This is a genomic window from Stutzerimonas kunmingensis (genome assembly GCF_032106285.1).
Taxonomy (GTDB): domain Bacteria; phylum Pseudomonadota; class Gammaproteobacteria; order Pseudomonadales; family Pseudomonadaceae; genus Stutzerimonas; species Stutzerimonas kunmingensis_B.
In genome coordinates this window covers 85,398-98,308 of sequence record NZ_DAMCPO010000012.1, presented here as the reverse complement: position 1 = coordinate 98,308, position 12,911 = coordinate 85,398, and the positions used below count along the sequence as shown (strand labels likewise).

Here is a 12,911-nt window from a genome sequence, read left to right as displayed (position 1 = left end):
CCACGAACACTCCACGCTCCCTTTTGAAAGCGACCAACGACTAAGCGCTGCCAGACGAAGCTGCGGAGCGTCCGCGCGATCACACCCTCTCCCTCCCGGAGAGGGGCCGGGGGTGAGGGAACAGGGTCACCTATCGCAATACCTCGCCTCCCTGATGACATTCCTTTTATCGATTTCGAACATTATCCGCTTTCAATAATGTTCATTCACGAATAGCATGTTCAAAAACGAACATCGCATTCGTATTCGAGGAGGAACCCGTGTCCCATATTGCCCAGCCCGTCTCCGAGCTTTATGACATCGCCGTGATCGGCGGCGGTATCAATGGCGTCGGTATCGCGGCCGATGCCGCCGGCCGTGGGCTATCGGTGTTCCTTTGCGAACGCGACGACCTGGCCAGTCATACGTCATCGGCCAGCAGCAAGCTCATTCATGGCGGGCTGCGCTATCTGGAACACTACGAATTCCGCCTCGTTCGCGAGGCGCTGGCCGAGCGAGAGGTGCTGCTCGCAAAGGCGCCGCATATCGTCAAGCCGATGCGCTTCGTGCTGCCCCACCGTCCTCACCTGCGCCCGGCGTGGATGATCCGCGCCGGCCTGTTCCTCTACGACAACCTGGGCATGCGCAAGAAGCTGCCGGCTTCGCGGGGCCTGCGTTTCGGCAGTGAGAGCCCCCTGAAGCCAGCCATCACCCGCGGCTTCGAATACTCCGACTGCTGGGTTGACGACGCGCGACTGGTGGTGCTCAACGCCATGGCGGCGCGGGAGAAAGGCGCGCATATCCATACCCGCACCCAATGCCTGAGCGCCAAGCGTGCTGGCGGCATCTGGCATGTCGAGCTACAGCGCGAGGACGGCAGCCGCTTCTCACTAAAGGCCAAGGCACTGGTCAATGCGGCCGGTCCCTGGGTCGCACAGTTCATCGGCGAAAACCTGCAGCAGCGCTCGCCGTACGGCATCCGCCTGATTCAGGGCAGTCACATCATCGTGCCCAAGCTGTATGAAGGTGAGCAGGCCTACATCATGCAGAACGAGGATCGGCGCATCGTCTTCGCCATCCCCTACCTGGATCGTTACACCATGATCGGCACCACCGATCGCGAGTACCGTGGCGACCCGGCCAAGGTGAGCATCAGCGAGGAAGAGATCGCCTACGTATTGGGCGTGGCCAACACGCACTTTCGCAAGCAACTCGAGCCCAGGGACATCGTGCATACCTTCGCCGGCGTCCGGCCGCTATGCGACGACGAATCGGATAACCCGTCCGCGGTTACCCGCGACTACACCCTGTCGTTGGCGGCGGAAGAAAAGCAGGCACCGCTGCTTTCGGTGTTCGGCGGTAAGCTGACCACCTACCGCAAGCTCGCCGAGTCGGCGATGGCGCAGCTCAAGCCGTTCTTCCCGGCTATGGGTGAAAGCTGGACGGCGCAGGCGGCACTGCCTGGCGGTGAAGGCATGAGCACGGCCGATGCACTCACCGAAGAGCTGGTGGCCAAGGTACAGGGGCTGAAACTGCCGCTGGCCAAGCGCTGGGCAACCCTCTACGGCAATCGGGTATGGCGCATGCTGGGCAAAGCGCGCTCGCTCGATGCACTGGGCGAAGACCTCGGCCAGCAGCTGTATGCGCAGGAAGTCGACTACCTGCGGCGCGAAGAGTGGGCAACCCAGGTGGATGACATCCTCTGGCGCCGCACCAAACTCGGGCTGGCCTTCAGCGAGCCGGAAAAGGCTCGCCTGCAGCGTTACCTGACAGAGCGCCCGGTCAGCGAAACCACGCGCAGCAGCGACGCAGCCTGAGGCAGCCGCTCAGCCCTGCGCCGCGAGCTGCTGATTGATACGGGCGACGCTGGCGGCGATGCGTTGCTCGACATCCTGCATTTGCTCGTTCTGTTGCAGCAGCGGCACGCAGAGATTCAGTGCGGTGAGCACCAGCAGCTTGTCGCCCGTGGCGTTGGGAAACTGTCGCTGGCTGTCGGCCAGATGCTGCTGCAGCAAGGCCGCCGCCTCCTGCAGGAGAGCATCCTGGCTGGGCGGTGCGCGGAACGAGTATTCGCGGCCGAATACCCTGAGCACCTGAACGCCATCCGCCGTCATGCGGCGCTACTGCCAGCTGCACGCTCCACCAGCGCCTGCAGCCGCGCCAGGGTAGCGCCCTGCCTGTCTTCCTGCTCCAGCGCAGCCAGTTGCAGGTTGTCGTTTTCCTCACGCGCCTGCTGCAGCTGCTGCTCGAGCAAAACACAGTGCTCGCTCAGGTTCTGGTTGCGTTGCAGCAGATCGTTGATGACGTTTTCAAGTTGCGCAAGGGTGGTATCAAGCATGGAGCGTTTTCCGGGTCCGATGAAAAAGCGCGCGAGAGTACCCGAAAGGAAGGCCGCCGGGGGCCTTCATTAAGCCTTCAATGCCATGCGGTCCGGTCGCCAATGCCACCGGTTTGCGGTAGCCTCGGCAGCCTATTCGAAGAGGAGAGTCCCCATGGCACGCGCTACCGCCCGCCACATCCTGGTTTCCACCGAAGCCAAGTGCAACGAACTGAAAGCCGCTATCGAAGGCGGTGCCGACTTCGCCGAGGTCGCCAAGGAAAACTCCAGCTGCCCTTCCAGCCGTCAGGGCGGTGACCTGGGTTCATTCGGCCCGGGTCAGATGGTCAAGGAATTCGACACCGTCGTATTCAGCGCCCCGCTCAATCAGGTGCAAGGCCCGGTGAAGACCCAGTTCGGCTATCACCTGCTGGAAGTGACCAGCCGTCAGGACTGATTACCCCAGTCCCCGCCCTCATGGGCGGGGATGCCCTAGCGCCGGACAGGCGCCCTCCGCCAGCATTCCCCTCCCCCGATTCACGCCGACCTGATCACGCCTCGAGACGGAAACGCCCGGTTAGTGCCTTGAGACCTTTCATGCTCTGCATGATGGTATTGCCCGACGCAGCCGTGTCGTGGGTAACCCCGGCAGCCTGATCGGCGACCTGAGCGATGCGCGTCAGCGACTGGTTCATGTCCTCGGCCACCTGCGACTGCTCCTCGGCCGCCGTGGCGATCTGATTGGTCATGCCGCGGATGGTCTGCACCGCGCCGACGATCTGCCCCAGCGCATGCTGCGCCGCCTCGATCTGGGTGAGCGTCACCGAGCTGCTCTGACGCGACGCATCCATGGCCGTACCCGCGCGGGTGGCCTGGCTCTGCAAGCGCTCGACCAGCACGCTTACCTCCTTGGCCGAGCTCTGCGTGCGGCTGGCCAGGCTGCGGACTTCGTCGGCAACCACCGCGAAACCCCGGCCCTGCTCACCAGCACGCGCCGCCTCGATGGCCGCATTCAGCGCCAGCAGGTTGGTCTGCTCGGCGATCCCGCTGATCACGTTCAGCACCTTGCCGATCTCGTGACTGTCCTGCACCAGCTGCTGCATCACATCGGACAGGCTGTCGACATGACCGCTCAAGGTGCGGATGGCGCCGACCGACTCATTCATCACCGCGCTGCCAGAGTTGGTCTCCTGCTCAGCGACATCTGCGGCATTGGCGGCCTCGACCGTGCTGCGCGCGACTCCCTGGGAGGTGGCGAGCATTTCGTTCATGGCGGTGGCGACCTGATCGATCTCGGCTTGCTGCCCTTCGACGTTGCGCGCGCTGTCCCCGGCCAGATTCGCCATGCGCACGCATTGGCCATCGGCTTCGTCAGCGGCCAGACGCACACCGCGGATCATCTCTCCGACCTGCCCCAGCAGGCGGTTGTACGCCAGGGTGATCATGCCCATCTCGTCATCGGCGTGCCGCACCTGCAGCGGCGCGGAAAAGTCGCCCTGGCTGACCCTCTCCAGACGCCCCCGCAGCTCGTCGATCTGCAGCATCAGCCAGTTCATGCCGGCGACCCGTCCCAGCACGACCATCAGCAGGATGCACAGGGTCGAACCCAGGGCGACCCAGAGCTGCTGCGACGCACTGCGGTTGGCTTCAGCGGAAATCAGCAGCACCACTTCGTTGGAAGCGGCAAGGATGTCGTTTGAGTCGGTGGCAATGGCGTTCACGTCAGCGCTCTGACCTGCGGCCAGTGCCTGTACGGCGGGCCGATAACGCTGCCAGATCTGATCGACGCGCTGAAGGTGCGGTTGTGCACTGGTCAGCTCCACCGGTGCGATGCCCTGGGTGCGGTCGCCGTTGAGCAGCAGCCGATGCGACTGTTCGAAGCGTTGGATGGTCTTGTCGACGGCGGTCTTGTCACCGATGCCCTGCGCCGCCAGCAGCGCTTCCTTCATCATCTTCTGGCTGAGCATGCGCTGGGCTCCGGCCATGTCGATCTGGCTGGCGTCTTTGGCGGACATGAACAGCACAGCGGCGGTCAGGGCCGCACACAGGAAGATCAGGCTGTAGGAGAAGAAGAACTGATGGTTGATGGTGCGCAGACCCAGTCCGCGCAAAAGGGACTGAATGACGTTCGCCAAGGTGCTGGTCATGGGGGTATCCACTACAGGGAGAGAAAGCGATGCCAGCGTCGAATGGCGTCGCAACTAACACTGTTCTCGGCGGCGCCAGGGGCAACTTGATACCGTTTATCAACTATCTGCAAGCCGCGCCATTGCTGGCTTTGCGCGTCTTTTTGGCGCTCACGCAACGCAGCCCCACGTACTGACGCAGATCAACGAAAACGGCACTTGTGCACCTTTTTTTTTTGGCCCGGTCGCGACGCAACGTCTATGGTCAGGTGTGCGGGGTAACTCGCATAAAACACAGATCAATCGAGGGTCTGCGCATGTTTCACGTATCGCGCCGAGGCGAAAACCGCATCGATATCGACTTCTCCGGCAAATTGGACAGTCAGGCCATGCGCGCTGCGCTGGATGACCTGCTGTTCAAATCCGAAGGCATCAGCCATGGCCGCATGCTCTATCGCATCGGCGACTTCGACCTGCCTACGCTCGGCGCTGTCGGCGTGGAGCTGTCACGGCTGCCGCACCTGTTCCGTTTCATACGCCGTTTCGACCGCTGCGCGGTGGTCGCCGGCAAGGAATGGCTGCGCAAGGCCAGCGAGGTGGAAGGCGCGCTGATCCCCGGGCTGACCATCAAGGCCTTCGACCTGCACCAGGAAGCCGAAGCCAGCGCATGGCTGGAGCACGGCTGAGGGGCCACGCCAGGCCGACAATTAACCGACCTGCGGGAGCGAATGGTCTGTCCTGGGTTGCTGTCGAATATGGACATCAACAGTCAGGAGAACGGACATGGGACTTTTCGATACGATCAAGGCCAAGCTCGGCCTGGGTGATGCCTCCAACGAGGCGCAACACAAGGCTGATGCACCACCAGCCGACGCTACCCGCTCGAGCGCCGAGGGCATCACGCTGGGAGAAAGGCCCACCGCCACCGACAACGCGACTATCGCGCCGCACCAGGACTTGAATCAGTCATCAGCCACGACGAGTGGCGTGGATGTGGTGGCACAACTGGAAGCCAAGGCGGCGGCGCACCCGGAAGCGCTGAACTGGCGCACCTCGATCGTCGATCTGCTGAAGTTGCTCGGGCTGGACAGCAGCCTGGAAGCACGCCGGGAGCTTGCTACGGAACTAGGCTGCCCGCCGGCAGAGATGGCGGACTCGGCGCAGATGAACATGTGGCTGCACCGGGCGGTGATGAAGAAGCTTGCCGAAAATGGCGGCAGGATTCCGCCGGAATTGCTGCACTAGATGTGTGAAGGGCCTTCCGAGGAAGGCCCTTGCTTACGGCTTATGAATTGCGGACCTGCTCGTCCGCGAGGAAATCTTCCTCCAAGAGCGCGTCACGCTCGGCCACCGCGCCATCGATCATCTGCGGCTGGGCTCCGGAGCGCTTGCTACGCAACTTGCCGAACTGGTGAGCGAGCGCATTGTTCAGCTTGTCCACCGCGCCGTCGATCGCCAACTCCAGCGATTCGGCCTTGTGGGTGACGGAGATCGGCTGCAGCCCCTTCGGCCGCGCTTCGATCTGGCAGCGCTTGTCATGGGCGCCGGCCTTGTCACCGTTTTCGTCGTTGAGGTGCACGACGACGCGCGTCAGCTCGTCGTCGAACCGGTCCAGCCTGCTTGCGACACTGGCACTGACCCAATCAGCCAGACGGGCACTGCCTTCGATGTGGTTATCGCTGTGAACCTGGATTTGCATAAGTCGTCCTTACTTCCGCTTATGAGCACCACCGTTTCCGGTGGCTTGGTGATAGCTATGCCACCGTTTCACTTATTAAGCAACGGGCAAAATGCCGCCGACGCAGTCCTGCCCGTCAGCACTTTTCGCTTTGCTATCCGAAACTTAGCCGGTTCGCCGGCGTTCCTGCCGCAAACGGTACAGATTCGTGCGCTGGCAATTGCGAAGCGAATTGTGTGTGCAGGAACGAAGAACCCGCACGCTCACTCGGCGCGCTCAAGGCATGCGTCGGACGATGGACATCCGACGCATGAAAAGACGCTTCGAGCAGTGCTAGGCGGCCTTCTGGAACAGCTCGCGGCCGTGATCGAGATGCTGATCGACCAGCCACTTGCCATGGGCGATGGACAGTCGCTGGGCCTTTTCCAGCTCGTCCATGAACGCATGCTCGAGCGGTAGCGGCATACGGCGAGTCACGTGCCCGGCGGGATCGGTAATCCGGCAACCGCCAGCCCAGGGTGTCGGGGTGCCGGGATATTCCATCACCTCGGCGGTGATGAGGTGGTCGCGGTGGGTGCATTGCATCATGGTCATGATCGTTACCTCGCTTTGTGCGGGCAGCCATCAGATCACGCAGGTTGGCTCAGGCTGATGGGCCGCCGATTGTCCCCCCCCCCTGATGAACAGGGCCGTTTCGCCGGCCCCAGCGCGTCAGAACGGTATAGCACAGGCTGCCCGACTCGGGCCTGGCAGTGCACGCTCGACTGACGAACGCGCAACGCCTCAGCCATCCAGCGAAGGGCCGATCAGCTCGGCCAGCTGTCGATACACGCCGGGCGCCGCCACCAGATAGGGGTTACCCCTGAGCAGCCCATCGTTGCGGAAGAAATCGTTCCGCAGCCCGCCCGCCTCGGCCACCAGCACCAGCCCGGCCAGGCAATCCCAGCTCTTGAGTTCGGTCTCGTAGTAACCGATCAGTCGCCCTGCGGCGACGTAAGCCGTCATCAGCGCGCCGGAGCCATTGCGGATGAACATGCCGCCTTCGGCCAGCAGCTTTTCCAGAAACGGAATGAAATGCTCCTTGCCGCGCGGGTGAAAGGTGCCCGCGCCGGTCAGGCCATCACGCAGATGGCTGGCGGCGCTGGCCGTGATGGGTGTCTCGTTGACATAGGCGCCGCGGCCGAGACAGCCATGGAAGAGTTCGTCATGGTTGGGGTCGGCGATCGCGCCGATGTGGGGTTTCCCGTCAATCAGCAGCCCGATGGAAACGCACCAGTTGTGCAGACCGTTGACGAAACAGGCGGTGCCGTCGATGGGATCGATCACCCACACACAGCGGGCCATGAGGTCGGCCGAGCCGCTTTCCTCGCCGAGAAAGCCGTCTTGCGGGAAGCGCTCGGCCAGGCGTGCGCGAATGAAGTCTTCGATGCTTTTGTCGGCAATGCTGACCACATCCTGCCGGTCGTTGCCCTTGTGCTCGACATCCAGCGTCTCGCGTTGCCGATAGAAATCCATGCCCAGCTGCGCGGCTTCCAGTGCGAGACTCCTGGCGCAGGCGTAGCGGGCATCGATATCGAGGTCTTGCTGGGTCGACTCGCTCATGATCGGTTCCTGAAACAAAAGCGGCATTCTAGTGGACTGTTTGGTGAGTTGGTTGAGGCAAGTTCTGATGATCAGGGCTCCGAGACAAGGCGCTGCGACGAGTCATAGCGGGGCTATGGCAAGGAGCAGCAACGCGGTATCGGGGCCATGGGCGCCGAAATTGACCAACTGAACCTGCCAAACAGGCCACTCGACATGCGCCTGTTACAGCACGAGCGATGCAGGGAATCGACTGGGCAAGACGATGAATGACTTCGGTCCACCCAGGGCGCCCAAAAGCCCAATTTCCCCACGCCACTCGCCGGAACGCCCCGTTCAATACGGACGCGACGAATCGATACACGTGCGGTCCTAATCTGCGAGCCACAGCTCATCATTCACGCAGACAGGAGATCCCCATGGGCTTGTTCAACTCGATACTGGAAAAGATCGGCCTCGGCCAGGCACATGCCGCACCCGACAGCACAGCGCCCACCACACCACCTGAGGCCTCCACAGGCGGTGCCGGCGCCCCCACGGGCCCTGCAGTGGACCAGGTGGACGTCGCGGCCAAGCTCGACAGCATGGCGCAGAATCACCCGGAGAAACTCAACTGGCGCACGTCCATCGTCGACCTGCTGAAGTTGCTCGGCCTGGACAGCAGTCTCACCGCGCGCAAGGAACTGGCTACCGAGCTGGGTTGCCCGGCTGACAAGATGGGGGATTCAGCGCAGATGAACATGTGGCTGCACAAGGCGGTGCTGAACAAACTGGCCGAGAATGGCGGCAACGTACCAGCCGATCTGCTGGACTGATCTGCCTCGAGGGCGACAGGCGAGCTGCAGCGATTGCGGCAGCTCGCCTGGTGATCAATGCTCGTGCATGCGCACATTCAGCTCGTCGACAATCGGCGCCCACTCCGCATCCTCGACCCACTCATCGCGCAGCAGCGCGCGCTGCGACTCGTTCCAGACCGGCGCATCGGCCAGCCGAACGTCTTCCGGCAGGTGCCCATGCTTGCCGATGAATGCATCGATACTCGCCGGGTCTGACGCCAGACCCAGCTGCTCGAACAGAGTACCGAGGTCTTTGTTGGGTAGTTCCATGATGTTCTCCTTAGGCTCGTCAACAGGCTGAAAGGCGCGTCGCGCGTTCCGCTACTTGCCTATTCAGAGACTCTGCGGCTGACTACAGTTCCGCCTGGACCGATGAGGAATGACTGCATGGACATCCTGCTCTGCGGCAGCTTCGACGATAACGAGCGCGACGCCTGGCTCGCAGAGCTGCAGCGCGCCTTGCCGCAAGCCCGCTGGCACCTGTCCGCGACGGCGGAGAACGCGGGACTGATCACCGCGGCGGTGGTCGCGAACCCACCCGCGGGATTGCTGCAAGGCTTGCCAAACCTGCGGCTGATCCAGTCGCTCTGGGCCGGCGTGGACCGCCTGCTCAGCGACCCGAGCCTGCCGGACGTGCCGGTGGCACGCATGGTCGACCCGGCCATGAGCGCGGCCATGGCCGAAACTGCGTTGTGGGCAACACTCTCGCTGCATCGGGGTTTCTACGATTACGCCCGGCAGCAGCACGCCTGCGATTGGCGTCAACTGCCGCAGCGGCGGGCTGACGAAATCCAGGTGACGCTGCTGGGCATGGGCCAGATGGGCCGGACATGTGCCCAGCGCTTGGTCACCCAGGGCTACCGCGTGACCGGCTGGAAGCTTCGCAGCGGCGCCGCCGAGGGCGTCGCGCTGGAGCACGGCATGGATGCCCTCTGGCCGCTGCTGGCATGCAGCGACATTGTCATCAACCTGCTGCCACTGACGCCACAGACTGGCGATCTGCTGGACCGGCGTTTCTTCGAAGCTCTGCGCCCCGGCGCCGGGCTGGTCAACCTCGCACGGGGCGGGCACCTGGTCGAGGCTGATCTGCTGCAGGCGCTCGAATGTGGCCAGGTCGGCCATGCGGTGCTCGACGTGTTTCGCAGCGAGCCGCTGCCGGCAGAGCATCCGTTCTGGAAGCATCCACAGGTGACCGTGCTGCCCCACATCGCAGCCGCAACGGACATGCGCAGCGCGGCCCGGATCGTCGCCGCTAACCTGCAAGCGCTGCGTGACGGCGAACCGCTGCATGATCTAGTGGAGCGCAGCCGCGGCTACTGAGCGCGACTGCGACAACCGGACATAAGCAAGCGGCTCAATCCTGGCTGAGCGCGCCGATCCGGTGGATGGAAAGATCGGCGCCGTTGAACTCTTCCTCCTGGCTCAGGCGAATACCTGTGGTCAGCTTGAGCAGGCCGTAGACGCCGAAGCCGCCGAGTAGCGCCACCAGCATGCCCATGCCGCTGCCGATCACCTGACTGATCAGGCTCACGCCGCCCAGACCGCCCAGCGCGGACTGGCCGAAGATGCCGCAGGCCACCCCGCCCCAGATCCCGCACAGGCCGTGCAGTGGCCAGACACCCAGCACATCGTCGATCTTCCAGCGATTCTGCGTAGCGGTGAACGTCCAGACGAACAATGCTCCGGCGATCGCACCAGTAGCCAGTGCGCCGACCGGATGCATCAGATCGGAGCCGGCACAGACCGCCACCAGGCCAGCCAGCGGGCCGTTGTGCAGGAAGCCCGGGTCGTTACGCCCGGCGAGCCATGCCGCTGCAGTGCCCCCAACCATCGCCATCAACGAATTCACCGCAACCAGCCCGCTGATACCCTCGATGGTCTGCGCGCTCATGACGTTAAAGCCGAACCAGCCGACGATGAGAATCCACGAGCCCAGCGCCAGGAACGGAATGTTCGACGGCGCGAAGGCCACCAGCCTGCCATCCCGGTAGCGACCGTTGCGCCGCCCCAGCAGCACTAACGCGCCGAACGCCAGCCAGCCGCCCATGGCGTGCACCACCACGGAGCCGGCGAAGTCATGGAAGGATGCACCGAACTGGTGCTCGAGCCAGCCCTGGAAGCCGAAATTGCCGTTCCAGATAAGGCCCTCGAAGAACGGATAGACGAACGCGACGATCAGCAGTGTGGCGCACAGCTGCGGGCCGAACCGCGCGCGCTCGGCGATACCGCCGGAGATGATCGCCGGAATGGCCGCGGCGAAGGTCAGCAGGAAGAAGAACTTCACCAGCGCGTAGCCGTGGTCCACCACCAGCTGGCCGGCCGGCTGCATGAAGGTCACGCCATAGGCGACCCAGTAGCCGATGAAGAAATACGCCAGGGTCGACACTGCGAAGTCGGTGATGATCTTCGATAACGCGTTGACCTGATTCTTCAGACGTACCGTACCGACTTCGAGAAAGGCGAAGCCGGCGTGCATGGCCAGCACCATCACCGCGCCCATCAGGATGAACAGGGTATTCGAACCGTGGACCAGGGTTTCCACGGCGCTGTTGAGGTTTTCCATGGGTCACTACAGCCTCAGCGGATAAATCGCACCAAAACGGTTACCTCCGCCAGACGCATGCACCGAGATGCATCAACGCGTCATGTCGGGCCACCGTCACCTGCAGCCGGAGCTTGCTTGCAGCGAGACGCTGAAGCGCCATGAAACCTTTGATATCAACAGGTTAAGGAAACTACCGGAAATCCGTCATGCGCCATTGCGGGGCTCGCACGACGACTGCTGCACCAAGTAAAAGCAAGGCGCGTACCAAGCGCAGCGGCAGTTCTGGTGCAGCGCACCCTCAGAGGGCGGAAAGGGCCCGATACTCGTCCTGAGCCAGTTGGTCGGTCATGCCGCTGATGTAGTCCTGCAGCATCCGGTTGCGGTAGTAGAACTCCCACAGAGGCCAATCCGCCGATTGCTCAGCATGCTCCTTGAGCGCTTCGTGGTAGGCCTTGATCAGCTGGTTGGGCAGGCGTCGAGCCAGCATCTGCAGGTGAGGTTCGCTGCGGCAGGTGCCGAGGCTGAGTGCATCGAACACGGTGGCCGGCACGCGCAGCAGCGGCGCATAGAAGTCGAGCAGGCCCTGGAGAATGCGATAGCCCTGCAGTTGCAACGTTTCCACCTCGCGGTGGCAGAACACGTGCTCCATCGCGACATCCTTGAAGGTCTGCACGATGGCGTTGGGCAGGCTGTCGTCCTCCAGCAACGCGCGATCCAGGGTGCCGTGATAAACCGCGTCGATGTTGTCGATGAACTGCCGCGCAGCGTGCTGCACCAGCGGGTGGATCATGTTCACCCGCAGCCAGATGAAGAACTCGCCGGCCTTGTTGATCGGCTCCTTCTGTGCGCGTTCCAGCGCATAGTTGACCATGCCCCGGAAACTGCGCTCCGGACCCGGCACCGGGGCATCGACCGAACCATGCAGCGCGAACTTGGCGAGCAGCAGCTGCGCCAGCTGTTCGATGCTGAAGATGCCCTTCTCCACCGAATCCTCGATGTCGGCAAGGCAATAGGCGATGTCGTCGGCGGCCTCCATCACGTAGGCCAGCGGGTGACGCGTGCACGGCTGCAGATCGAGCGCCGCCTGCAGCGCACGCACGAAGGGTTCCTCGGACAGATAGAAGCCGGGCTTCTTCAGCAGGTAGGCGCCTGGGGTGCCCTTCGCGGGCTTGGCCTGATAGGCCGGACGGACGTACTTGAGCAGTCCGGCGGTCTGCGTATAGGTCAGGTTGAGGCGTTGCAGCGAGACCACCAGGCGAACCGCCTGGGCATTGCCTTCGAAGTGCTTGAGATCGACCAGCATCCGTTTGCGCAGCTCGGCATCGCCCTGCCCCGGCGTCACGGCGGCCGTGAACAGCGCGTCGAGATTGCGCTCGAACCACTCGCCGATGGCGTACTCGCCGAAATGGCCGAACGGCGGATTGCCGATATCGTGCATCAGGCAGGTCATCTCGACCAGGCTCTGCAACGCCGGCTCGAGTCCGTCCAGGCCGAACTCCGCGGCGCGGTGGCCGAGCTGCTTGTACAGGGTGCGAACGATGAAGCGGCCGGTCTGCTGCACTTCCAGCGAATGGGTGAGGCGGCTGCGCACCGCGGCATTGCGCTCCAGCGGAAACACCTGCGTCTTCTGCTGCAGGCGGCGCACCGCGGCCGAGTTGATGATGCGCCCGCGATCGCTCTCCAGCTGGTCCAGCACGGCGTCGAGGCTGCCATCGCTGGCCCGCAGGCCCGCTTCGGCCTTGCCATAGGGGCGCTGGCGGGAGATTTTGTGCTTGAAGTTCATGGACACCGGCATGCATCGTTCTCGCGGCGCAAAAAGAATAGCCATCGAGCCTAACGCGAGCGTTCC

15 protein-coding genes are annotated in these 12,911 nt (G+C 63.2%); 6 read left to right on the top strand and 9 right to left on the bottom strand.

Annotated features, from left to right (window positions below; translation table 11 throughout):
- Positions 1-260 precede the first annotated feature (260 nt).
- Positions 261-1,796 carry a glycerol-3-phosphate dehydrogenase gene (gene glpD, locus RT582_RS11745; RefSeq protein ID WP_313477488.1) on the top strand — a complete coding sequence of 512 codons (1,536 nt, stop codon included), beginning with the start codon at positions 261-263 and terminating at the stop codon, positions 1,794-1,796.
- Between the two features lie 9 nt (positions 1,797-1,805).
- Here the strand turns inward: glpD and RT582_RS11740 are convergent, their stop codons facing one another.
- Complete coding sequence (locus tag RT582_RS11740) at positions 1,806-2,093, bottom strand: cell division protein ZapA (RefSeq protein ID WP_023443783.1); 288 nt, start codon at positions 2,091-2,093, stop codon at positions 1,806-1,808.
- Positions 2,090-2,317, bottom strand: a complete 228-nt coding sequence (locus tag RT582_RS11735) for a hypothetical protein (RefSeq protein ID WP_044314139.1) — start codon at positions 2,315-2,317, stop codon at positions 2,090-2,092. Before RT582_RS11735 ends, RT582_RS11740 begins: the two co-directional genes overlap by 4 nt.
- Positions 2,318-2,402: 85 nt before the next feature.
- Here RT582_RS11735 and RT582_RS11730 point away from each other — a divergent pair, with 85 nt between their 5' ends.
- A complete protein-coding gene (locus RT582_RS11730; protein ID WP_278362789.1) occupies positions 2,403-2,753 on the top strand; it encodes a peptidylprolyl isomerase in 351 nt (116 codons plus the stop codon).
- Positions 2,754-2,847: 94 nt separating this feature from the next.
- On the opposite strand, the gene RT582_RS11725 is transcribed toward RT582_RS11730, so the two are convergent.
- Entirely contained in the window at positions 2,848-4,443 is a 1,596-nt protein-coding gene (locus tag RT582_RS11725; RefSeq protein ID WP_313477485.1) for a methyl-accepting chemotaxis protein, read from the bottom strand.
- 296 nt (positions 4,444-4,739) lie between these two features.
- Between RT582_RS11725 and RT582_RS11720 the strand changes: the two genes are divergently transcribed.
- Together RT582_RS11720 and RT582_RS11715 are read left to right on the top strand one after the other, a co-directional pair.
- Complete coding sequence (locus tag RT582_RS11720; RefSeq protein ID WP_003299292.1) at positions 4,740-5,108, top strand: STAS/SEC14 domain-containing protein; 369 nt, start codon at positions 4,740-4,742, stop codon at positions 5,106-5,108.
- A 97-nt stretch (positions 5,109-5,205) separates the two neighbouring features.
- A complete protein-coding gene (locus RT582_RS11715) occupies positions 5,206-5,667 on the top strand; it encodes a DUF3597 domain-containing protein (RefSeq protein ID WP_278445322.1) in 462 nt (153 codons plus the stop codon).
- 40 nt (positions 5,668-5,707) lie between these two features.
- On the opposite strand, the gene RT582_RS11710 is transcribed toward RT582_RS11715, so the two are convergent.
- The 3 genes from RT582_RS11710 to RT582_RS11700 form a co-directional block, all read right to left on the bottom strand.
- On the bottom strand, positions 5,708-6,121 hold the full coding sequence (locus RT582_RS11710) for an HPF/RaiA family ribosome-associated protein (protein WP_014819948.1): 414 nt from the start codon (positions 6,119-6,121) through the stop codon (positions 5,708-5,710).
- Positions 6,122-6,433: 312 nt separating this feature from the next.
- Positions 6,434-6,694, bottom strand: a complete 261-nt coding sequence (locus RT582_RS11705; RefSeq protein WP_014819947.1) for a hypothetical protein — start codon at positions 6,692-6,694, stop codon at positions 6,434-6,436.
- A gap of 189 nt (positions 6,695-6,883) precedes the next feature.
- The gene (locus RT582_RS11700) at positions 6,884-7,702 is read right to left on the bottom strand and encodes an inositol monophosphatase family protein (protein ID WP_313477483.1); all 819 of its coding nucleotides are present in this window, start codon (positions 7,700-7,702) and stop codon (positions 6,884-6,886) included.
- Between the two features lie 398 nt (positions 7,703-8,100).
- Between RT582_RS11700 and RT582_RS11695 the strand changes: the two genes are divergently transcribed.
- On the top strand, positions 8,101-8,496 hold the full coding sequence (locus RT582_RS11695; RefSeq protein WP_191122078.1) for a DUF3597 domain-containing protein: 396 nt from the start codon (positions 8,101-8,103) through the stop codon (positions 8,494-8,496).
- Between the two features lie 54 nt (positions 8,497-8,550).
- Here the strand turns inward: RT582_RS11695 and RT582_RS11690 are convergent, their stop codons facing one another.
- Complete coding sequence (locus RT582_RS11690) at positions 8,551-8,787, bottom strand: DUF2789 domain-containing protein (RefSeq protein WP_014819944.1); 237 nt, start codon at positions 8,785-8,787, stop codon at positions 8,551-8,553.
- 117 nt (positions 8,788-8,904) lie between these two features.
- On the opposite strand from RT582_RS11690, the gene RT582_RS11685 reads away from it, so the two are divergent.
- The gene (locus RT582_RS11685) at positions 8,905-9,837 is read left to right on the top strand and encodes a 2-hydroxyacid dehydrogenase (protein WP_104097775.1); all 933 of its coding nucleotides are present in this window, start codon (positions 8,905-8,907) and stop codon (positions 9,835-9,837) included.
- A 34-nt stretch (positions 9,838-9,871) separates the two neighbouring features.
- Here RT582_RS11685 and RT582_RS11680 read toward each other — a convergent pair whose 3' ends face one another.
- Both RT582_RS11680 and dgt read right to left on the bottom strand, forming a co-directional pair.
- Positions 9,872-11,080 carry an ammonium transporter gene (locus RT582_RS11680; protein ID WP_313477480.1) on the bottom strand — a complete coding sequence of 403 codons (1,209 nt, stop codon included), beginning with the start codon at positions 11,078-11,080 and terminating at the stop codon, positions 9,872-9,874.
- A 280-nt stretch (positions 11,081-11,360) separates the two neighbouring features.
- The gene (gene dgt / locus RT582_RS11675; RefSeq protein WP_234174991.1) at positions 11,361-12,857 is read right to left on the bottom strand and encodes a dGTPase; all 1,497 of its coding nucleotides are present in this window, start codon (positions 12,855-12,857) and stop codon (positions 11,361-11,363) included.
- Positions 12,858-12,911 lie beyond the last annotated feature (54 nt).